The sequence below is a fragment of the Kitasatospora sp. NPDC048715 genome (genome assembly GCF_043198905.1).
GTDB lineage: Bacteria > Actinomycetota > Actinomycetes > Streptomycetales > Streptomycetaceae > Kitasatospora > Kitasatospora lactacystinica.
Window position 1 is genome coordinate 252820 of sequence record NZ_JBICVH010000007.1, and the last position, 20437, is coordinate 273256.

The following is a 20437-nucleotide window of genomic DNA, read 5'->3' on the forward strand; positions in this document are numbered from 1 at the left end:
CGGCCCCTCGCCGAACGCCCTGTGCGTTCGGCGACGGGCCGCGGTGTTGTGCGCAGTGTGCGGGGGCGGGTCAGACGCGCTGGCCCTCGGTGGGGGCGGCGGTGGGGGTGGTGGTGCTGCCGGCCTGGGTGCCGAGGGTGCGTTCGACCTTGGCGACGGCGGTGCGGTACTGCATGGAGGCGGCCTGCTCGGAGGTGGCCTGGCGTTCGAAGAAGCCGAAGGCCATGGCGACCGTTCCGAAGCGCTCGATGCCGACGTAGCCGTTGAGTTGGACGCCGGCCAGGGTGCCGTCGAGGTGGACGGCGGGGGCGTCCTTGCGGTCGCCGAGGGTGACCGGGGTGACGGTGAAGGTGACCTCGTCGTCGGTGCCGCCGTTGAAGGTGATGCTGTGGCAGGTCTTCAGGGCGTCGGCGGCGGTGTTGAAGTCGGCGGTGAGCCGGTCGGGCGCCTCGGCGGCGAGGACCTGGGTGGTCATCGGATTGCCGTCCGGGCCGTCGAGTTCGACCGCGGCGTGCGGGACGTCGGTGCCGGTCTGGGTGGCGCGCATGTTGATCAGGGCGCTGAGCGCGGCGCAGCCCGTCACCGGGGTCGGGTTCGCGCCGGGGCTGGGGCTCTGCGTCACCGGGATCTCGGTGTAGCCGGGGCCGAGGTCGGCGGCGGTCAGCAGGGCCGACTTCAGCTGGTCGGCGGAGGGCAGTTGCTGGGCGTCCTGGGCGGGTGCGGCCGATGCCGGCAGGGTGGCCGGGCCCAGGGCGACCGCCACGGCTGCGGCCGCGGCGGCGAGGGCGTGGATGGGCCTGGGACAAGTCATACGGGCCCCCGGTCGAGGGTTCGGGCAGGGACAGCCACCAGTGTCCCACCGGGGGCCGGACGGGGCGCGCGGGCGGGGATATCCGCTGGTCAGGACCCGTTCGCGGGGTCGGCGGACGGAGCGGAGGGGGGCGAGGGAGCGGGGTGGGCGGACGGAGCGGAGGGGGCGGACGGAAGGGCGTCGAGGGTCTCCAGGGCTTCGAGGGTCTCGGCGAGCCACTGCACCCAGAAGGTCTCCAGTCCGATGCCGGCCCGCAGCACCGCGTGCTGGAGCCGGTTCCCGGGGTCCGTCCGCTCGGCCGGGAAGTCGCGCCGCTCGATTTCCCGGTAGTCGGCCAACTGCTCGCGGTGCAGGGTGAGATGGCGCCCCAGCTCGGCCGTCAGCCCGTCCGTGCCGACCACCGCGGCCGCCCGCAGCCGCAGCAGCAGGGGCTCCCGGACGGCGCGGGGCGCGGCGCCCTCGGCGGTCCAGCGGGCGAGTTCGGCGCGGCCCTCGGGCAGGACCTCGTACTCCTTCTTCTGTCCGCGCACCGGCCCTTCCGGCTGGAGGGCCCGGATGTGTCCGGAGGCCTCCAGCCGGCCCAGTTCGCGGTAGATCTGCTGGTGGGTGGCGGGCCAGAAGAAGCCGATCGACTTGTCGAACCGCCTGGTCAGCTCCAGCCCCGAGGACGGTTTCTCCAGCAGGGCGGTGAGGATGGCGTGCGGCAGCGACATGGGGTCGATCGTACGGGGCCGACCGCGGGCGGCGGGCCCGGCTCGGCCCCGGGCGGACACGGAGGTCACGGAGGTCACGGAGGGTACGGAAGTGCGTGCAGGGGCGTGCCGGCCGGGGTGCGGGCCGGGTCAGAGGGTGGCGGCCAGTTCGGTGCCCTGCTTGATGGCCCGCTTGGCGTCCAGTTCGGCGGCCACGTCGGCGCCGCCGATCAGGTGCGCCGGCAGGCCGCGCTCGCGCAGCGCCTCGTACAGGTCGCGGCGCGGCTCCTGGCCGGTGCAGAGCACGACGGTGTCCACGGGCAGCAGTTGGCGCTCGCCGTCGACGGTGAGGTGCAGGCCGGCGTCGTCGATCAGGTCGTAGGTGACGCCGGGGACCATCACCACGCCGCGGTGCTTGAGTTCGGTGCGGTGGATCCAGCCGGTGGTCTTGCCGAGGCCGGCGCCGACCTTGCCGGTCTTGCGCTGGAGCAGGTGGACGCTGCGCGGGGGCTTCGGCCGCTCCGGAGCGCGCAGGCCGCCGCGCTCGCGGTAGTCCGGGTCGATGCCCCACTTGGCCTGGAACGCGGGCGGGTTGAGGCTGGCCGCGTCGCCCGGGTCGGTGAGGAACTCGGCCACGTCGAAGCCGATGCCGCCCGCGCCGAGGATGGCGACCCGCTCGCCGACCGGCGCGCCGTCGCGCAGCACGTCGAGGTAGCCGAGCACGCTGGGGTGGTCGATTCCGGGGATGTCGGCGGGAGTTCGCGGGGTGACGCCGGTGGCGAGGACGATCTCGTCGTGGCCCTGCTCGGCCAGCTGTTCGGCGGTGACGGTCGCGCCGAGCCGCAGGGTGACGGCCAACTCGGCCAGCCGGGTGCGGAAGTAGCGCAGTGTCTCGTCGAACTCCTCCTTGCCGGGGATGCGCCGGGCGATGTTCAGCTGTCCGCCGATCGTCTCGGCGGCGTCGTACAGGGTGACGTCGTGGCCGCGCTCTGCGGCGGAGACGGCGAAGGCGAGGCCGGCCGGGCCGGCCCCGACGACGCCGATCCGCTTGCGCAGTTGGGTGGGGCCGAGGACGAGTTCGGTCTCGTGGCAGGCGCGCGGGTTGACCAGGCAGGAGGTGATCTGGAGGTTGAAGGTGTGGTCGAGGCAGGCCTGGTTGCAGCCGATGCAGGTGTTGATGGCCTCGGCGCGGTCGTCCCGGGCCTTGGCGACGAAGTCGGCGTCGGCGAGCAGCGGGCGGGCCATCGAGACCAGGTCGGCGCTGCCCTCGGCGAGCAGGCGCTCGGCGATCTCGGGGGTGTTGATGCGGTTGGTGGTGACCAGCGGGATGCCGACCTTGCCCATCACCTTCTTCGTGACCCAGGCGAAGGCGCCGCGCGGCACCGAGGTGGCGATGGTGGGGATGCGGGCCTCGTGCCAGCCGATGCCGCTGTTGATGATGGTCGCCCCGGCGGCCTCGACGGCCTGGGCGAGCTGCACGACCTCGTCCAGGGTGGAGCCGCCGGGCACCAGGTCGAGCATGGAGAGGCGGTAGACGATGATGAAGTCCTCGCCGACCCGTTCGCGGACCCGGCGGACGATCTCGACCGGGAAGCGCATCCGCCGCTCGTACGGGCCGCCCCACTCGTCCTCGCGGTGGTTGGTCGCGGCGACGACGAACTCGTTGATCAGGTAGCCCTCGGAGCCCATGATCTCGACGCCGTCGTACCCGGCGCGGCGGGCGAGTTCGGCGCAGCGGGCGAAGTCCTCGATGGTCTGCTCGACCTGCTCGGCGGTGAGCGCGTTGGGCGTGAAGGGGCTGATCGGGGCCTGGATCGCGCTGGGGGCGACGAGGTCGGGGTGGTAGGCGTAGCGGCCGAAGTGGAGGATCTGGAGGGCGATCCTGCCGCCGGCGGCGTGCACCGCGTCGGTGACGGTCCGGTGCTTGTCGGCCTCCTCCTCGGTGGTCAGCATCGCGCCGCCCTCCCAGGGGCGCCCGGCCTCGTTGGGGGCGATGCCGCCGGTGACGATCAGGCCGACGCCGCCGCGGGCCCGTTCGGCGTAGAAGGCGGCCATCCGCTCGTAGCCGCCGGGGGCCTCCTCCAGGCCGACGTGCATGGAGCCCATGATCACGCGGTTGGGCAGGGTGGTGAAGCCGAGGTCGAGCGGGCTGAGCAGGTGCGGGTAGCGGCTGCTGCCGGGGTGGGCGCTCATCGACGTCTCCTGGGGCGCGGGCTGGGGGTCGTTGTTACCGCAGGGTAGGGGACGGGCGGCGGGGTATGCAACTAGTTGCATAAGGCTGGACGGAGCCTCCGGACGGACCCTCCGGACACCCCTCCGGCCCCCTCCGGACACCCTGCGAACGACCGCCGGAGGCGCCCGACCGACCGCCCGGAGACCCCTCCGGACGGCCCTCCGGATGGTTCGAACACGCCGCCGGAACCCGGTCGGCGGCGTATCGTCGTGTCCCGGACACCGCGGGGGCGACGCAACGGCGTCCCGGACACCGCCGCGGCACCGCGGGGACGACACGAGCTCGGGAGAGGAGCGGCCGTGCGGGGTGGCTCGGTGGCCGTGGTCGGGGGCAGCATCGCCGGAAGCGCGTTCGCCGGTGCCGCCGCCCGGCTCGGCGCGGAACGCGTGGTGGTGCTGGAACGCAGCCCCGGCCGGCTGGAGGACCGCGGCGTGGGGCTGTGCACCCACAACGACCGCTTCGACGAACTGGTCCGGACCGGTCACCTCGACGCGGACACCCGCCGCCACCGCCTCACCGTCCGCCGCTGGGTCGCCCGGGGCGCGGCCGGCGAGGGCGACGGACCGGACGGCTGCGGTCGGCTGCTCTGGGCCCAGCCCTTCCCCTTCCACTCCCACCACTGGGGCGTGCTCTGGCAGGCGCTGCGCGAACGGACGCCCCGGCAGGTCGAGTTCCGGCTGGGCACCACCGTGACGGCCGTCGGCAACGGGCCCGACGGCGCCTGGGCCGAAGCGGGTGGCGGCCGCGAGACGTACGACCTGGTGATCGGCGCCGACGGCTACCGCTCGGTGGTCCGCGCGGCCGTCTGCCCCCGGGCCGAACCCGAGTACGCCGGGTACGTGTGCTGGCGCGGCAGCTACGACGCCGCCCTGCTCGCCGAACTGCCCGGCGGCGCGGCGCCCTGGCCCGAGGAGCAGTGCATCACCGCCTGCTACCCCGGCGGCCAGGTGGTGATCTACCGCATCCCCGGGGTCGAACCCGGCCGCACCCAGGTGAACTGGGTCTTCTACGCCCCCACGCCCGCCTGGCTGCGGCTGGACGGCCCGACCAGCATCCCGGCGGGCAGCCTCCTCGACGGACAGCTGGACGAACTGCGGCAGCTCGCCGAGCGGTTCCTGCCGCCGTACTGGGCCAACCTGGTCACCCTGACCCCGCGCGAACGGACCTTCCTGCAGCCGATCTACGACCTGGCGGCCCCGCGCCGCACGGCCGGCCGGCTGCTCATCGGCGGGGACGCCGCCACCGTGGTGCGCCCGCACAACACCAGCGGCGCGGTCAAGGCGATGCAGGACGCCCACGCCTTCGAACTGGCGGGGCGCGAGGCCGGCTCCTGGTCGGCCCTGCTGGCCGCCTACGACCGCGAACGGACGGAGTCCGGGCGGGAGTTGGTGGAGCTGGGCCGCACCCTCGGCCGGGCCCAGGTCACCGGGGCGCCGGACTGGTCGGGGATGGACGAGCCGGGCATGGCCGCCTGGTGGCAGCACCAGTTCACCGGCGGCGGGGGTTTCGGCGGCCACGCGCTCGACCGTACCGGCCGAGCGCTCGCGGCGACCGCCGAAACCACGTCAACCCGCGTGGGGCGGACGGGCGTCGACGACGTCGACGGTGGTGACGTCCACCAAGGTGGCGCGGACGGCACCGGTGACGACGCCGCCGGCGGCGACGACGGTCAGACGTTCACGCCGTAGTCGGTCGCGATGCCGCGCAGGCCGGAGGCGTAGCCCTGGCCGATGGCGCGGAACTTCCACTCCACGCCGTTGCGGTACAGCTCGCCGAAGACCATCGCGGTCTCGGTCGAGGCGTCCTCGGTCAGGTCGTAGCGCGCGATCTCCAGGCCGTTGGCCTGGTTGACGATCCGGATGAACGCGTTGCGCACCTGGCCGAAGTTCTGCAGCCGGGCGTCGGCGTCGTAGATCGACACCGGGAAGACCACCTTGGCCACGTCGACCGGGACGCGGTCCAGGTCGACCTTGATCTGCTCGTCGTCCCCGTCCCCGCCGCCGGTCAGGTTGTCGCCGCTGTGCTCGACCGAACCATCGGGGCTGCGGAGGTTGTTGAAGAAGACGAAGTGCTGGTCCGAGACCACCTTGCCCAGCGCGTTGCACAGCAGCGCGCTGGCGTCCAGGTCGTAGTCGGCCCCGGTGGTGGTGCGCACGTCCCAGCCGAGACCGACGATCACGGCGCTCAGACCGGGCGCCTCCTTGCTGAGCGAGACGTTGCCGCCCTTGGCCAGCGAAACTCCCACAATGCCCTCCTCGGATCTCTCCCTGTGGACGAATCTACAACACTGTAGAGATCACGAGAATCCGTCTGGAGGCGGGCCCGCCCCGGGATTTTCTCCGGGTCGCGCACGGGAACCGTGCGCGGGAGCCGCCGCAGGGCAGGTCGCGGCGCCATTGCGCGCCGTCATTGCACGGCGTCACCGCACGCCGTGAAGGCACGCCGTCACTGCACGGCGTCGATCTCGATCCGCAGCGCGCCGTTCTCGGCCGTCGCCCGGCGGCCCCAGTCCAGCAGCAGGCGCAGCACCGCGCGCTCGGCGGCCGGGAGCCGGGCCAGGTCCACCTGCTCGATCTCCCGGACCAGCGCGGCCGTCGACGGCTGCCGGATCCGGCCGGCGAAGTCGAGGTCGGGCTCGTGGCGGGCGAGGGTGGGCAGGGTCCGCGCACCCAGGCGGCGCAGGACGGCCCGCAGCGCGCCGCCGTCCGCCCAGGCCTCCAGGCGCCCGGGCTGCGGCGCCGGGCCGGCCTTGCGTCCCGTCCTCGCCTTGACGGGCACCCGGTACAGGCCGAGGACGTACTCGTCCTCGGCCACCTCCTCGTCCGGCCCGTACGGCCGCAGGCCACCCGCTGTGCTCCGCATGCCGAGCACCCTAACGACCTCCCGTTCTAGACTGGCAGTTGATTTCCCTCGTCGACTCTTCCCCGCTTCCCCTCGTCGGCTCTTCCCCCGTTTCCCCTCGTCGCAGGCCCGGTCGCCGGAGGTCCCGATGCGCCAGCGGTACAGCTTCCACCTCGACCGGGGCGGGCACTCGGTGACCGTCAACGTCCGGTCCGGCTGGATCACCGAGACCGAGTTGCTGGTCGACGGCAAGGAGTGCGCCTTCCACCGCGTCCACGGGCACGGCGTCTACCCGCTGACCCTCGCCGCCCAGGTCGCCGAGGAGCCGCCGAAGCCGCTCGCGGTCCGGCTCGACCGCACCGGCCGGGCCGAGCACCCGCTCGCCTGCGTCCTGGAGCTGTCCGGCACCGAGCACCCGATGCCCGAGCGCACGGCGCGCTGAAACACCCCGTTCGGGTGGTTTGCCCCTGAATATCGGAAAACCGTACGATCCAGGGTCGGCCCGGACGAGCCGCCTCCACGAGCCGGACTGCCCCGAGCCGCGCCCCACGAGCCCCACTCAGACGACGAAGGCCTGCGCATGACCACCCCCGCGACCCCCGCGACCCCCGACACCTTCGACGAGCTGCTGCGCGAGGTGATGGCCGACGCCGAGCGCTTCGGCCACCGCCAGCACGTCCGGCTCACCTGGCTCGCCGTGCGCCGCCACGGCGCCACCGCCGCCCTCGACCTGATCGGCGAGGGCATCCTGCGCACCGCCACCAAGGCCGGCGCGCCGCAGAAGTTCCACGTCACCATGACCCGGGCCTGGGTCGAGCTGGTGGCCCTCCACGCGGACGACGACGCGACGGGCTTCGAGCAGTTCGCCGCCCTGCACCCGGACCTGCTCGACAAGGACCTGCTCGCCCGCCACTACCGTCCGGGGACGCTCGCGACCGAGCAGGCCCGGACCACCTGGGTGGAGCCGGACCTCGCCCCCTTCCCCCGGGCCGCGGCCTGACACTCCCCCGGGCCCCGGCCCGAAGCGCCGGTCGGCCGGCCGCCGGGCGAATCGCCCGGCGCGCCGACCGAAGCGCCGACCGCCGATACGTCGAGCACCCGACGCGTCAGCTCCCCCGAACCTCCGCGAGGCACTCCGCCACGATCTCCTCGACCGCCTTCCGGGCCCGGTCCGCGTCCTGCGCGACCAGCCCGATCCTGGTACGGCGGTCGAGCACGTCGGCCGCGTCCAGCGCGCCCTCGTGGCTGACGGCGTGGGCGATCTCGGCGCGGGTCACGTCCAGACCCTCCGCGATCGGCGTCAACTCCCCCGCCGCCAGCACCTCGTGGGCCGCGCCGCCGTGGCGGGCGAGCAGCGAGGCGGGCACCTGGCCGGCGGCCCCCGCGCCGGTGGGCAGCGGGCGGCTGTCCCCGTGGCCGGGGGCGCCGATCAGCGGCAGCCGGGCCGTCCAACAGGCGCGGGCGGGCAGGCCGCGCAGCCGGACGGCGGTGTCCACCGCGTCCTCGGCCATCCTGCGGTAGGTGGTGAGCTTGCCGCCGACCACGGTGATCACCCCGGACGGGCTCTCCAGCACCGCGTGCTCGCGGGAGATGTCGGCGGTGCTGCCGTCCCCGGTGTCGATCAGCGGACGCAGACCGGCGTACGCGCCGCGCACGTCCGCGCCGGTCAGGGCGGTGGCGAGGGCGGCGTTGACGGTGTCCAGGAGGAACGAGCGCTCGGCCTCGGTGGGCTGCGGCTCGTCCGGGATCGGACCCGGGGCGTCCTCGTCGGTCAGGCCGATCGCGACCCGGCCGAGCTGCTGCGGCAGGGCGAAGACGAACCGGCTGGTGGAGCCGGGAACCGGCACGGTGAGGGCCGCGGTCGGGTGGCCGAGCGCCGCCGCGTCCACCAGCAGGTGGGTGCCCCGGCTGGGCCGGAGCTTGATCGAGGTGTCCACCTCGCCCGCCCAGACGCCGGTGGCGTTGACCACCGCGCCGGCCCGGACGGCCAGCTCCCGCCCGGTCAGGGTGTCGACCAGCCGGGCCGAGGTGCCGTCGACCTGCTCGGCGCGCACCCTGGTCAGAACGGTCGCCCCGTACTGCGCGGCGGTCCGGGCCAGCGCGACCACCAGCCGGGCGTCGTCCACGAGTTGGCCGTCGTGGGCGACCAGCGAGCCGCGCAGCCCGTCCGTCCGCACGCCCGGCACCAGCCGGCGGGTCCGGTCGGCGTCGATCCGGCGCACCCGGGGCAGCAGCGCGCCCGGGGTGCCGGCCGTCAGGCGCAGCGCGTCCCCGGCGTGGAAGCCCGTGCGGATCAGCGCGGCCTGGCCCGGGCGCAGCAGGTCGGGGAGCAGCGGCACCAGTTGGGGCAGCGCCCGGATCAGGTGCGGGGCGGTGCGGGTCATCAGCACGCCGCGCTCGACGGCGCTCTCCCGGGCCACCTTGAGCTGCCCGGAGGCGAGGTAGCGCAGGCCGCCGTGCACCAGCTTGGAGCTCCAGCGGCTCGTTCCGAAGGCGAGGTCGCGGGCCTCGACGAGCACCGTGCGCAGGCCGCGCGAGGCCGCGTCCAGGGCCACTCCGGCGCCGGTGACGCCGCCTCCGACGACCAGGAGGTCGATCCGGGGGTCGTCGCCGAGCGCTTGGAGTTCCAGCGTGCGGCGGGCGGCGTCGAGCCGGCCGGTGCCCGCGTACGGGCCCGCGTGCGGGCCTGCGGTGGGGGTCATGGCGAGAGGTATCCGTTCAGTGCTCTGGCCAGTTCGCGCCGCCAGGCCGCCTCGGGCAGCAGGGAGGCGACCATGCGGTGCGACTGGACTGTGGACTGGGCGATCAGCAGGACCATGGCGGCCAGTTCGAGCGGCTCGCCGGCCCGGATCGAGCCGTGCGCCTGGCTGTGTTCGATGCCGGCGCGCAGCGCCTCCAGCAGGCCGCGCTGGCTGGCGCCGAGCCGCTCGACGACGTACTGGAGCAGCAGGTCGGAGTCGTCGGAGTGCAGCAGTGCGCCGAGCACCGGGTGGTCGCGCAGCCGGACGGCGATCTCCACGACCCGCTCGACGAGGGTCTCCCGGTCGTGGACGTCCAGCCCGGCGCCCTCCAGGGTGGTCAGGATCTCCCGGGTGAGCAGCGCGCCGATCACCGCCCGGACGTCCGGCCAGCGGCGGTAGACGGTCGGGCGGCTGACCCCGGCGCGGCGGGCGATCTCGGACAACTGGGTCCGGCGCACGCCGAGATGGACGATCAGGTCGGCGGCGGCGTCCAGGATCGCGTCGTCGGTGCTGCGCTCCCCGGGGGCCGGGGGCGGCGTCTGAGGCTCGGCGTTACTACTTGACATGATGTGTGAAACTGTAACGCATGGCACCTGAGACGCAAGCGGGACCGGCCGGCGCCGCACTTCCGCTCCCCCCGATGAAGTGGGACGCCTGGGGCGACCCGGCCCTGGCCAAGGAACTGTCCGCCGACATCAAGGGACTGCTCGCCGCCGCCCTCGGCGTCACCGGCGACGCCGCCCCCGGGCCCGGCGCCGACGAGGTCGTCCTGCGCCCGTCCCGGATCTCCGCCGAGGACATCGAGGCGCTCGCCGCCGCCGTCGGCGAGGCCCACGTCAGCGCCGCCGACGCCGACCGGCTGCCGCGCGCCGGCGGCAAGTCCACCCCCGACCTGCTGCGCCGCCGCAGCCGCGAGGCACAGGACGCCCCCGACGCCGTCGTGCTGCCCGGCAGCGAGCAGGAGGTCGCCGCCGTCCTCGCGGTGTGCGCCGAACGCCGCATCGCCGTCGTCCCGTTCGGCGGCGGCACCAGCGTGGTCGGCGGCCTCGACCCCGAGCGCGGAGCCTTCGACGCCGTCGTCTCCCTCGACCTGCGCCGCTTCGACCAGCTGCTCGACCTCGACGAGACCTCCGGCGAAGCCGTCCTCGGCGCCGGCCTCACCGGCCCGGCCGCGGAGGCCCTGCTCGCCGAACGCGGCTGGGAACTCGGCCACTACCCGCAGAGCTTCCGCTACGCGACCATCGGCGGCTTCGCGGCCACCCGCTCCTCCGGCCAGGACTCCGCCGGGTACGGACGCTTCGACGAGATGGTGCGCGGACTGCGCGTCGTCACCCCCGCCGGGATCCTCGACCTCGGCCGCGCCCCCGCCTCCGCAGCCGGCCCCGACCTGCGCCAGCTCTTCCTCGGCTCCGAAGGCACCCTCGGCGTGATCACCGCCGTCCGGCTGCGCGTCCACCCGCTGCCCGCCGTCAAGGCGTACGAGGCGTGGAGCTTCCCCGACTTCGCCACCGGCACCGCCGCGCTGCGCGCCGTCGAGCAGCAGGGCACCGGCCCGACCGTGATCCGGCTCTCCGACGAGGCCGAGACCATGATCAACCTGGCCATGACCGAGCAGATCGGCGGCGCCCCGGCGGTCACCGGCTGCCTGGCCGTCACCGTCTTCGAGGGCACCGCCGCCCAGGTCGCCGCCCGCCTGCAGCTCACCCGCGACACCCTGCTCGCCACCGGCGCCACCTCGCTCGGCGAGGTCCCCGCCCGGGCCTGGGAGCACGGCCGGTTCAACGCCCCCTACCTGCGCGACTCGCTGCTCAGCGCGGGCGCGCTGTGCGAGACCCTGGAGACCGCGACGAGCTGGAGCCGCCTGCCGGCCCTGCGCACCGCCGTCACCGAGGCGCTCACCGGCGCCCTGCCCGGCTCCCTCGTGCTCTGCCACATCTCGCACGTCTACCCGACCGGTGCCTCGCTCTACTTCACCGTCGTCGCCGCCCTCGGCGAGGAGCCGCTCACCCGCTGGGGCGCCGCCAAGCGCGCCGCCGGGGACGCCATCCTCGGCGCCGGCGGCACCATCAGCCACCACCACGCCGTCGGCGCCGACCACCGGCCCTGGATGACCGAGGAGATCGGCGACCTCGGCGTGCGCATCCTGCGCGCCGTCAAGGCCGAACTCGACCCGGCGGGCATCCTCAACCCGGGCAAGTTGATCCCGTGAACGAGGTGAGAACCGTCCGCAGGGTCGCCGTTCTCACCAACCCGGCGGCGGGCGCCGGCCATGCCGAACCCGCCGCCCACCGGGCCACCGCCCGGCTGCGGGCCCTCGGCGTCCAGGTCGAACCGCACGCCGGGCGCTCCCCCGAGGACGCCGTCCGCCTCGCCCGCGAGGCCGTGGCCGGCGGGGTGGACGCGGTGGCCGTCGTCGGCGGCGACGGCATGATCAACCTCGCCCTCCAGGCCCTGGCCGGCACCCCCGTCCCGCTCGGCGTGATACCCGCCGGCACCGGCAACGACCACGCCCGCGAATACGGCCTGCCGCTCGGCGCCCCCGAAGCCGCCGCCGACGTCATCGCCGCCGGACGCACCCGCGGCATCGACCTCGGCCGGATCACCGGCCCGGACGGCGCCGTCCGCTGGTACGGCTCCGTCCTCGCCACCGGCTTCGACTCCCTGGTCAGCGACCGCGCCAACCGGCTGCGCTGGCCGCGCGGCCGGATGCGCTACAACCTCGCCATCCTCGCCGAGTTCGCCAACCTGCGCCCGCTGCCGTTCCGCATCACCCTCGCCGACGGCACCGTCATCGAACGCGACCTCACCCTGGCCGCCGTCGGCAACACCCGCAGCTACGGCGGCGGCATGCTGATGTGCCCCGCCGCCCTCCCCGACGACGGGCTGCTCGACCTCACCCTCGTCGACGCCATGCCCCGGCTGCGCATCGCCCGCTTCTTCCCGACCCTCTTCAAGGGCACCCACGTCACCTACCCGGAGGTCACCACGCTGCGCACCGAGTCCCTGCGGATCGAGTCCCCCGGCATCACCGCCTACGCCGACGGGGAGTTCATCGCCCCGCTCCCGGTGGACGTCGCGGTCGCCAAGGACGCCCTGCGGGTGCTGGTGCCGTGAGAGGCTGATGCCGCGGTCCGGTCCCACGGGCCGGACCGCGGCACCGGTCACCGGTCACCGGCGGGAGAGGCTGACGGACATGCACCTGGCGCTCACCGTGACACCCCACGGCATCCCCGTCCTCGGCGTCCTGGTCGCCACGGCCGTGCTCGCCGCCGCCGTCTGGGACGCCCGCCGCTTCCCCGGCGAGCCCTGGTTCCGCTGGCTGCTCCCCCTCGGCCTGCTCGTCGAGTGCGCGGCCGTCGCCACCCTGTGGCTCCCCCTCGTCCCCGTCGGCGCCGTGCTCCTCGGCGCCGGCCTCGGCCTCACCAACCACTGGCGCTGGACCCGCCGACGCACCTGACCACCCACCGGTGCACCTGACCACCCACCGGCTGCCGCACCACCAACCGGCTGCCGCACCACCAACCGGCTGCCGCACCCCCGGTCTCACGCGCCCAGGCGGCGGCGCCACAGCAGCGGGCGTATCTCGATCGCGTGGGACGGGTCGCCGTTCCAGACCGTCGGCAGGCCGGCCTCCGTCAGGGCGGCGACCACTTCCTTCCCGACCGCGACAGTGGTCGCCGGGGAGCCGTCGAAGCCGCCGTACAGCAGGGACAGGCCGTGGCCGGCGGCGGCGGACTCGGTGCACTGGGCGTGGAAGCAGACGAAGCCGCGCGCTTCGGGGGCGCCGGCCTCGGCGATCTCGGCGTCCGCGCAGGAGCGGCAGCAGCCGAAGTCCTCCCGGGCCGTGAGGCCGCCCGCCTCCAGGGCGGCGAAGGCCCGGGTCAGGCGCTCCGGATCCGTCTCGCCGATCCAGCCGCTCTGCTCGCCGACCCGCTCCAGCCAGAGCCGGTCGGCGAGTTGCTCGGCCTGCGGGCGCGAGAGCGGGCGGCGGTCGCCCGCGACCAGGTGCTCCTCGGCCTGTTCGGCGAGCCCGGCACGGTCGGTGTAGCCGCAGGCCAGCGTCAGCCGCAGCCGCTCCTCCAACTCCCTCCGCTCGCCCGCCTCCAGGTCGATCGGCGGCACCGGCTCCGGCGCCGGGCCGAGGTCGAGCGGCCGCCAGTCCAGGCCCTCGTCCCAGCCCGCCGCACCGCGCGCCCAGCCCGTCATCGCCTCGACCACCGGCTCGGGCCCGTCCAGCCGCACCTCGAAGTGCCGCTCGGCGGAGCCGTCCCGGTGCTCCAGCGTGTACTCCTCCCCGTCGGCGTGCCACACCTGCACGTACACGTCCGGCAGGTCCGGTATCCGCTCCACGACGAGGAAGCGGTCGTCCGGCGCACCGATGCGCCGGACCATCCCCGCCAGTTCGTCCGCCGACACCCTCAGGTGCCGCGTCTCGTTCGTCTGCACCGCGATCGCCAGCATGACGTCACCCTTGCACACCCCACTGACAATCCCCGCGGACGATCCCGCAGTTCAGACCCGGTGCACGAGGGACTTCAGCTCGCCGACGCTCTCGGTGAGGGTCGGCTCGCCGGAGCCCGGGTCGACGGTGAAGACGCGGTAGCCGGCGTCGGTGTCGACGCGGACCCGGCCGGATCCGGCCCACTCCGCCGAGACGAACTCCCCCTCGCCCCGGAAGCCGCCCGTGTGGAGGGCGAGCACGTCCCAGCGGCGGGTCGACAGGCCGGTGCCGGTCTCCAGCCGGACGAAGTAGCGGCCGTTGTAGCCCTCCGGATCGTCGTGGTGGGCCACCGTCAGAACGTGGTCCGCCCGCTCCGGGGAGGCGGTGCGGCTCACCCCGTGGACCTTCGGGCCGAACGTCTGGAGGACGTGGCCGCCACCCGTCAGCAGCAGCCCGAACACCGCGAACGCCGACGACGTCCCACCGGCCGCGGACCACGACCGCCGCCAGCAGCAGGACGGCGGCCAGACCGAGCATCGCCCACGGCCGGTTCAGGACGTCGGCCAGCACCGCCCGCCCGCCGTCGCCCGACTCCATGCGCCCCACCGCCCACAGCGCCGGCGGCAGCAGCAGCGCGGTGGCGGCCACGATGCCGCCGGCTCTCCCACGGTTCGTCATCGAACCCCCTCTTCGGTTTCCCGGCATCCTAGAGGTGGCCTCCCGGCCCGGCCGACAGGTTGTCCGGTGCCCTGTTCCCCCCGGCGGTGGTCGAGCCGCGCATCGTGGCCGCCTGCCGGGAACCTAGACGGTCCGCACCTTGCCCGCGCTCTCGGTGAGGGTCGGTTCGCCGGAGCCCGGGTCGACGGTGAAGACGCGGTACCCGGCGTCGGTGGTGATGCGGACGTGGCCGGCGTCGGACCACTGCGCCGAGACGAACTCGCCCTGCCCCGGGAGCGCCTGTTGGACGGTGAGGACGTGCCAGCGGCGGGCCGAGAGGCCGGTGCCGGTCTCCAGCGCGATGTGGAAGGTGTTGCTCTCCTGCTCCGAGTACCCGCGGTTGACCACGGTCAGGACGTGGTCCGGCCGGCCCGGGGAGCTCGTGCGCGTGTCCGAGCGGACCGGCTCCTGGAACGAGCCGAGGACGGATGCGCCCACCGCGAACAGTAGCCCGAGGACCCCGACCGCCGTCACCACCCCGCCGACCGTGTCCCGACGGCCGCGGATCAGGCGCGCGGCCAGGAGCAGGACGCCGGCCGCGCCCACCAGCAGCACCGGCCGGTTCAGGGCGTCGGCCACCACGGCCCGTCCGCCACTGCGGGACTCCAACCGTCCCACCGCGCCCACGGCCGGCGGCAACAGGGCCGTCGCGGCCAGGACCCCGCCGATTCTCACACGATTCATCGAACCCCCTTGCGGGGCACCTTGGACGGCGTGACGATCCCGGCGCAGGCGGACGACCACGGACCGGGCCCGTCCACCTGGAAAACCGGATGCTTCGACGGCGGAGGGTCGGGTAGCCTGCCGGGCATGTCGAGCCCTGAGGCATCCAGGGTGGGGGCTTTCGGTCACGCGCCGTCGGCCCCCTGAAACCCGGAAGCACTGAACCACCGAGGTCCGAGCGAGCGCCACGTCCGCGCCGCCCGGGGGTTGAGCGTGCGGTGACGAGACGTCCGTCCTTCTCGTTCCCCCACTTCGGAGCCTCTCGATGCCCCTTCCGCTCTATCTGCTCGCCCTGGCCGTGTTCGCCATGGGCACTTCGGAGTTCATGCTCGCCGGGCTGCTGCCCGGCCTCGCCGCCGACCTCGGCGTCACCGTCGGCACGGCCGGCGGGCTGACCTCGGCCTTCGCGGTCGGGATGGCGGTCGGCGCGCCGCTGATGGCCGTACTCGTCCGCAGCCGGCCGGGGCGCGGCAGCCTGCTCGGGTTCGTCCTGGCGTTCGCGGCGGCGCACGCGGTCGGGGCGGTCACCGCGAGCTTCCCGGTGCTGCTGGCCACCCGGGTGGTGGCCGCGCTCGCCAACGCCGGGTTCCTGGCCGTGGCGCTGACCACCGCCGCCGCGCTGGTCCCGGCGGACCGCAAGGGGCGGGCGCTCGCCGTGCTGCTGTCGGGGACGACGGTGGCGACGGTGGCCGGTGTCCCGGGCGGGGCGGTGCTGGGCGCGGTGTTCGGGTGGCGGGCCGCGTTCTGGGCGGTCGCGCTGCTCTGCCTGCCGGCCGCCGTCGGCATCGCCAAGGGCCTGCCGTCCGTCACCGTTCGGGCCGACCGGTCCGCGACGACGGCCCTGCGGGCGGAACTCGCCGAGCTGCGCCGCCCAGGACTTCTCCGCGCGATGCTGCTCGCCGGGCTGGTGAACGCGGCGACCTTCGGCGGGTTCACCTTCCTCGCCCCCGTGGTGACCGGACCCGCCGGGTTGGGCGAACTGTGGGTGCCGGCCACGCTGGTCCTGTTCGGCGCCGGCTCGTTCACCGGGGTCACCGTCGCGGGGCGGCTCGCGGACCGGCATTCCGGTCCGGTCCTCGCGGTCGGCGGCCCGCTGCTGCTGGCGGGCTGGCCCGCGCTCGCCGTTCTGGCCGGGGCACCGGGCGCGCTGCTGCCGCTGGTGTTCCTGCTGGGCGCGCTGTCCTTCGCGGTCGGCGGCACGCTGATCACCCGGGTGTTGTACGAGGCGGCCGGGGCCCCCTCCCTGGCCGGCGCCTGTGCGACCGCCGCCCTCAACCTCGGCGCCACCGCCGGCCCGCTGCTGGCCGCCGCCTCCCTCGGTACGGCGGCCGGCGGGCTCGGCCCGTTCTACGCGGGCGGCCTGCTGGTCGCCGCCGCGCTGCTGGTGGCGGCGGCGCCTCGGAGCGTCGGTTGAGCCGGGAGTCGAGGAGTTCGAAGACCCGCCTCAAAGCGCCCGGCTCACACCCCGGACACCGCCGCCAGCCGCCCGTCCTCGATCGCCGCCACCAGTTCGCCGTGGTCGGCCTTCGTGCGGTCCGCGTAGCGGAGGGCGAAGTCGGCGACGGCCTCGGCGAAGGTGTCCGCGCTGCCGAGGTAGCCGGCGATGGCCAGGCGGTCGCCGGTGCGTGCGTGGGCGCGGGCGAGGGTGCGGCCGCAGAGCTCGGCGTAGGCGCGCAGGCCGGAGGGGGTGAGGTCGGCGATCTCCGTCGAGCCCTTCATGTCGCGCAGTTGGCGGCCGTAGTAGTGGCGGCCGCCGGGGCCCGTGGTCCAGCCGAGGAAGATGTCGCTGGCGGCCTGCATCAGGTGCTGCCCGGTGACGACCCGGCGGCCGCCGTGGTGGGCGGACACCTCGGCGTCCACCCGCAGCGGCGGCAGGTGTTCCTCCAGCACCGACCGGCCGGCCTCCTTGAGCTGGAGGAACAGCGGGTCGCGGCCGTCCCGGCCTTCCAGCAGCAGGATGTAGCAGCGGGTGCCGACGCTGCCCACGCCGACCACCTTGGTCGCCGCGTCGACGAAGCGGAAGCGGTCCAGCAGCACCCGGCGGGACTCCGGGAGGGTCGACCGGTAGTCGCTGAACACCTGGCCGACGGCGCGCAGTTCGGTCCGTTTCAGCGGTTCGATCAGCGGCGGTGCGCTGATGATCCGGCGCCGCCCGTCCCGTTCCTCGGTGAGTTTGCCGAAAGCCTGCAGGCTGGTGCGGCTGCGGGCGTGGGCGAGGCCGGACTCCAGTTGCTTGCGCTGTCCCGGCTTGCCCAGCAGTGCCGGGAGGTCGGCGGTGTCCACCCGGGCGTACCAGACGTCGAGTTCGCCCTTTCCTGCCAGTCGCCGCATGGCGTCCGCGTACCCCTGGACGGCGGTGAGCGCGGCCCGGCGCGCCCGCTGCTCGTCCTGGCCGTTGTCGCGGGCGGCGACGGCGACGCTGGCGGCGAGCCGTTTGACGTCCCATTCGAAGGGGCCGGGGTGGGTCTCGTCGAAGTCGTTGACGTCGAAGAGCAGTGCGCGTTCCGGCGAGGCGTACAGGCCGAAGTTCAACAGGTGGGCGTCGCCGCAGAGTTGGACGGTGAGGCCGGTCTCGGGGAGGGCGCCGAGGTCGGCCGCCAGGACGGCGGCGGCGCCGCGCAGGTAGGCGAAGGGGCTCGCCGCCATCCGGCCGCGGCGGATCGGCAGCAGCCGGGTGATCCGGTCCTCGCACTGCCGTTCCAGCACGTCGAGCGGGTCGGGCCGGTCGGCGGCGGGGATCCACCGGCCGTGGGCGGAGCGGGAGATCCGCTCCCGGGCGGCCCGGCCGCGGCGGCGGCGTTCGGCGGGGGTGGTCATGGCGGCGGCTCCGTCCGTCGGCGGGTCCTCTTCCCGCGACGCTAGGGCAGGAGTGCCGGAGGGCGCAGCGCACGCCCTCCGGCACTGCGCCGTCCGGGTGGCCCGCTCCTCAGCGCACCGTGAAGTCCGCCATCATCGCCATGTCCTCGTGCTCCAGGTTGTGGCAGTGCAGCATGTACGCGCCCGCGTAGTCGGTGAAGCGCACGAGCACCTCCACCGCCTCGGCCGGACGCAGGTCCACGGTGTCCTTCCACCCCGCGTCGTACGGGCCGGGGTCCGCGCCGTTGCGGCCGATCACCTGGAAGTGGTCCAGGTGGACGTGCACCGGGTGGTGCAGGTCGGTGGAGAAGCGCCAGAGCTCGACCGCGCCGAGGGCGGGCGTGGCGATGCTGCGGCCGGGGGTGTACGGGCGGCCGTTGATGGTCCAGCCGTCGCCGCGGCTGCGCCGGAAGGTGAAGTCGCGGGTGGTGACGGCCGCGGAGGCGTCCAGGGCCTCGACGGTGGCGAGCCGGTCGGGCACCGTCGCGTCGTCGGCCGGCTGCTTCGCGGTGACGTCGAAGCGCATCACCTCGGCCGTCCGGCCGCTGCCGAAGCGGTTGACCAGCCGGACCCGGGTGCCGGGCGCGTAGCGGGAGAAGTCGACCACGACGTCAAAGCGTTCGGCGGGGGCGATCTCGATGCCGTCGTGCCGGACCGGGGCGGCGAGCAGGCCGCCGTCGGAACCGATCTGGACCAGGGCGCCGCCGCCCTCGGGCTGCGGGTCGAGTTCGAGCCGGTAGAGCCGGGCGTTGGAGGCGTTGAGCAGCCGCAGCCGGTAGTGCGCCCGGTCGACGTCCAGCCGGGGCCAGGGCGCGCCGTTGACCAGGATGACGTCGCCGAGCACGCCGTTGGCGTAGGCGTCGGTGACGCCCGGCTCGGCGAGCCCGGGGTCGACGGCGGGGTAGCGGAAGGAGCCGTCGGCGGCGAAGGAGCGGTCGGCGATCATCAGCGGCAGGTCCCGGTCGCCGCGCGGCAGCGGCAGCGCGGCCTCCTCGTCGTCGTGCACGAGGTGGAAGCCGGCCAGTCCGCGCCAGACGCCGGGGCCGGTGAAGCCCATCCGGTGGTCGTGGTACCAGAGGGTGGCGGCGCGCTGCTTGCCGGGATAGGTGTACGTGCGCTCGCCGACGGCGGTGCGGGCCGCCGGGTGGTCCGTCCCGGACATCCCGGCCATCCCCGCCATGCCGGCCATGCCCGCCATTCCGGCCGTGCCGGACGCGGCGTCCGCCGAGGACCCGACCGGCAGCAGCAGGTCGACCGGGTAGCCGTCGCTGTCCGCCGGGGTGTGTCCGCCGTGCAGGTGGGTCACCGAGGGCACCGGCAGCTCGTTGCGGTGCTTGACCACCGCCGCCCGCCCGGCGCGGGTGACCACGGTCGGCCCGGGGAAGCCGCCCCCGTACGTCCAGGCCTCGGTCCGTACCCCGGGCAGGATCTCCAGCCTGGCGACCTGCTGGGTGATCTCGTAGTAGTCGCCCGTCGCGTCGCTGCGGACCGGCTGCAGCACGGGCGGCACCGGCAGCGCGGCCCGGAAGGCCTCCGGCAGGTCGAGTTCGCTGCTCAGCAGCTGCCCGGGGCGGCCCTCGGCGAGCAGCCGGGCGGCGGAGGGGACGGCGACGGCGGCCAGGGCGCCCGCGCCGAGGACGGAGGCGCCGACGCCCAGGAACCGGCGCCGGTTCACCGGGACACCTCCACCGGTCCGCCGGGGCGCGGCAGCCGTCCGGTGCCGTCGGGGCCGCCGACGCCCGGGGCGTGCCCGGCGGGCAGCGGCAGCCGCCAGGCGCCGACCAGGCCGAAGAGCACGCCGCTGACCAGCAGGACGCCGAGCGTGACGTGCACGCCGAGCGCCCGGGCGTAGCCGGCCGTGATCTGGCCGACGACGGCGACGGTGAGCAGGAGGGTGGTCCACAGCGGCCAGAGCGGGCCCCGGCCGGGCCACCGGACGGCGACGGCCACCGCGAGCTGGATCACCACCACGGTGGCCAGCATCATCGCGTTGCCCTCGTGGTCCTTCAGGGAGTCGTAGGTGCCGTTCAGGAAGCTGCCGGCCAGCATGACCTGGAGCAGTGACAGCAGGGCCAGCAGGGTGGTGGAGGCGCGCAGCAGGATCAGCGGCCAGCGGGGCGCGGGGGCCGCGGGGGCCGCGGGAGGACTGCTCATGTCGGGCTACTCTCTGCGTCGACGGTCTGGCGGGGCGGGCGCGAGCGTAGCTGATGCGACATCACGATCAGCCCTTGTCAAGGTCATTGGAAGGTCATGCGCTTCCCATGAACCCCCCGCCCGGGCCGCCGTTCCCACCCGAAGGAAGGGGGTGCCCTTGAGTCGTCCTCAAGGGCACCCCCTTCCCCCGCGGCCCGCCCCGGCCCCGGCCCCGTTACCGGCGTACCG

General features: G+C 74.8%; 20 protein-coding genes. 7 read left to right on the plus strand and 13 right to left on the minus strand.

Annotated elements, in window-relative coordinates:
* Nucleotides 1-70: 70 nt before the first annotated feature.
* The 3 genes from ACGFSC_RS16225 to ACGFSC_RS16235 form a co-directional block, all read right to left on the minus strand.
* Entirely contained in the window at nt 71-811 is a 741-nt protein-coding gene (locus ACGFSC_RS16225; protein WP_359897659.1) for a hypothetical protein, read from the minus strand.
* A gap of 89 nt (nt 812-900) precedes the next feature.
* Entirely contained in the window at nt 901-1524 is a 624-nt protein-coding gene (locus tag ACGFSC_RS16230) for a PadR family transcriptional regulator (RefSeq protein ID WP_359897658.1), read from the minus strand.
* Nucleotides 1525-1653: 129 nt separating this feature from the next.
* Entirely contained in the window at nt 1654-3696 is a 2043-nt protein-coding gene (locus tag ACGFSC_RS16235) for an NADPH-dependent 2,4-dienoyl-CoA reductase (protein WP_359897657.1), read from the minus strand.
* 339 nt (nt 3697-4035) lie between these two features.
* Here ACGFSC_RS16235 and ACGFSC_RS16240 point away from each other — a divergent pair, with 339 nt between their 5' ends.
* Nucleotides 4036-5424 (plus strand): FAD-dependent monooxygenase, encoded by a 1389-nt coding sequence (locus ACGFSC_RS16240; RefSeq protein WP_359897656.1) that lies wholly within the window; start codon nt 4036-4038, stop codon nt 5422-5424.
* Here the strand turns inward: ACGFSC_RS16240 and ACGFSC_RS16245 are convergent.
* On the minus strand, nt 5406-5981 hold the full coding sequence (locus tag ACGFSC_RS16245; protein ID WP_359897655.1) for a TerD family protein: 576 nt from the start codon (nt 5979-5981) through the stop codon (nt 5406-5408). The genes ACGFSC_RS16240 and ACGFSC_RS16245 overlap by 19 nt on opposite strands.
* A gap of 200 nt (nt 5982-6181) precedes the next feature.
* The gene (locus ACGFSC_RS16250; RefSeq protein WP_359897654.1) at nt 6182-6598 is read right to left on the minus strand and encodes a hypothetical protein; all 417 of its coding nucleotides are present in this window, start codon (nt 6596-6598) and stop codon (nt 6182-6184) included.
* Nucleotides 6599-6725: 127 nt separating this feature from the next.
* Between ACGFSC_RS16250 and ACGFSC_RS16255 the strand changes: the two genes are divergently transcribed.
* Nucleotides 6726-7019 carry a hypothetical protein gene (locus ACGFSC_RS16255; protein WP_359897653.1) on the plus strand — a complete coding sequence of 98 codons (294 nt, stop codon included), beginning with the start codon at nt 6726-6728 and terminating at the stop codon, nt 7017-7019.
* Between the two features lie 138 nt (nt 7020-7157).
* Nucleotides 7158-7577, plus strand: coding sequence for a hypothetical protein (locus ACGFSC_RS16260; RefSeq protein ID WP_359897652.1), 420 nt, complete (start codon nt 7158-7160; stop codon nt 7575-7577).
* A gap of 106 nt (nt 7578-7683) precedes the next feature.
* Here the strand turns inward: ACGFSC_RS16260 and ACGFSC_RS16265 are convergent, their stop codons facing one another.
* Both ACGFSC_RS16265 and ACGFSC_RS16270 read right to left on the minus strand, forming a co-directional pair.
* Entirely contained in the window at nt 7684-9279 is a 1596-nt protein-coding gene (locus tag ACGFSC_RS16265) for a glycerol-3-phosphate dehydrogenase/oxidase (protein ID WP_359897651.1), read from the minus strand.
* Nucleotides 9276-9884: a TetR/AcrR family transcriptional regulator gene (locus ACGFSC_RS16270; RefSeq protein ID WP_359897650.1), complete on the minus strand. Its 609-nt coding sequence runs from the start codon at nt 9882-9884 to the stop codon at nt 9276-9278. The genes ACGFSC_RS16265 and ACGFSC_RS16270 overlap by 4 nt, the downstream gene beginning before the upstream one ends.
* A 20-nt stretch (nt 9885-9904) precedes the next feature.
* Between ACGFSC_RS16270 and ACGFSC_RS16275 the strand changes: the two genes are divergently transcribed.
* The 3 genes from ACGFSC_RS16275 (at nt 9905) to ACGFSC_RS16285 (ending at nt 12775) form a co-directional block, all read left to right on the plus strand.
* On the plus strand, nt 9905-11527 hold the full coding sequence (locus ACGFSC_RS16275; RefSeq protein WP_380635787.1) for an FAD-binding oxidoreductase: 1623 nt from the start codon (nt 9905-9907) through the stop codon (nt 11525-11527).
* Nucleotides 11524-12432: a diacylglycerol kinase gene (locus ACGFSC_RS16280; protein ID WP_359897648.1), complete on the plus strand. Its 909-nt coding sequence runs from the start codon at nt 11524-11526 to the stop codon at nt 12430-12432. The genes ACGFSC_RS16275 and ACGFSC_RS16280 overlap by 4 nt, the downstream gene beginning before the upstream one ends.
* A gap of 79 nt (nt 12433-12511) precedes the next feature.
* Nucleotides 12512-12775 (plus strand): hypothetical protein, encoded by a 264-nt coding sequence (locus ACGFSC_RS16285; RefSeq protein WP_359897647.1) that lies wholly within the window; start codon nt 12512-12514, stop codon nt 12773-12775.
* An 86-nt stretch (nt 12776-12861) separates the two neighbouring features.
* Here the strand turns inward: ACGFSC_RS16285 and ACGFSC_RS16290 are convergent, their stop codons facing one another.
* The 3 genes from ACGFSC_RS16290 to ACGFSC_RS16300 form a co-directional block, all read right to left on the minus strand.
* Complete coding sequence (locus ACGFSC_RS16290) at nt 12862-13779, minus strand: DUF6891 domain-containing protein (RefSeq protein WP_359897646.1); 918 nt, start codon at nt 13777-13779, stop codon at nt 12862-12864.
* A 51-nt stretch (nt 13780-13830) separates the two neighbouring features.
* Entirely contained in the window at nt 13831-14220 is a 390-nt protein-coding gene (locus ACGFSC_RS16295; protein ID WP_359897645.1) for a hypothetical protein, read from the minus strand.
* A gap of 340 nt (nt 14221-14560) precedes the next feature.
* The gene (locus ACGFSC_RS16300) at nt 14561-15160 is read right to left on the minus strand and encodes a hypothetical protein (RefSeq protein ID WP_359897644.1); all 600 of its coding nucleotides are present in this window, start codon (nt 15158-15160) and stop codon (nt 14561-14563) included.
* Nucleotides 15161-15464: 304 nt separating this feature from the next.
* On the opposite strand from ACGFSC_RS16300, the gene ACGFSC_RS16305 reads away from it, so the two are divergent.
* Nucleotides 15465-16613: a Cmx/CmrA family chloramphenicol efflux MFS transporter gene (locus ACGFSC_RS16305; protein WP_359897643.1), complete on the plus strand. Its 1149-nt coding sequence runs from the start codon at nt 15465-15467 to the stop codon at nt 16611-16613.
* Nucleotides 16614-16657: 44 nt separating this feature from the next.
* On the opposite strand, the gene ACGFSC_RS16310 is transcribed toward ACGFSC_RS16305, so the two are convergent.
* The 3 genes from ACGFSC_RS16310 to ACGFSC_RS16320 form a co-directional block, all read right to left on the minus strand.
* Nucleotides 16658-18016 (minus strand): DUF2252 domain-containing protein, encoded by a 1359-nt coding sequence (locus ACGFSC_RS16310; RefSeq protein ID WP_359897642.1) that lies wholly within the window; start codon nt 18014-18016, stop codon nt 16658-16660.
* 109 nt (nt 18017-18125) lie between these two features.
* Complete coding sequence (locus ACGFSC_RS16315; RefSeq protein WP_359897641.1) at nt 18126-19730, minus strand: multicopper oxidase domain-containing protein; 1605 nt, start codon at nt 19728-19730, stop codon at nt 18126-18128.
* Nucleotides 19727-20209 (minus strand): hypothetical protein, encoded by a 483-nt coding sequence (locus tag ACGFSC_RS16320; protein WP_359897640.1) that lies wholly within the window; start codon nt 20207-20209, stop codon nt 19727-19729. The genes ACGFSC_RS16315 and ACGFSC_RS16320 overlap by 4 nt, the downstream gene beginning before the upstream one ends.
* Nucleotides 20210-20437 lie beyond the last annotated feature (228 nt).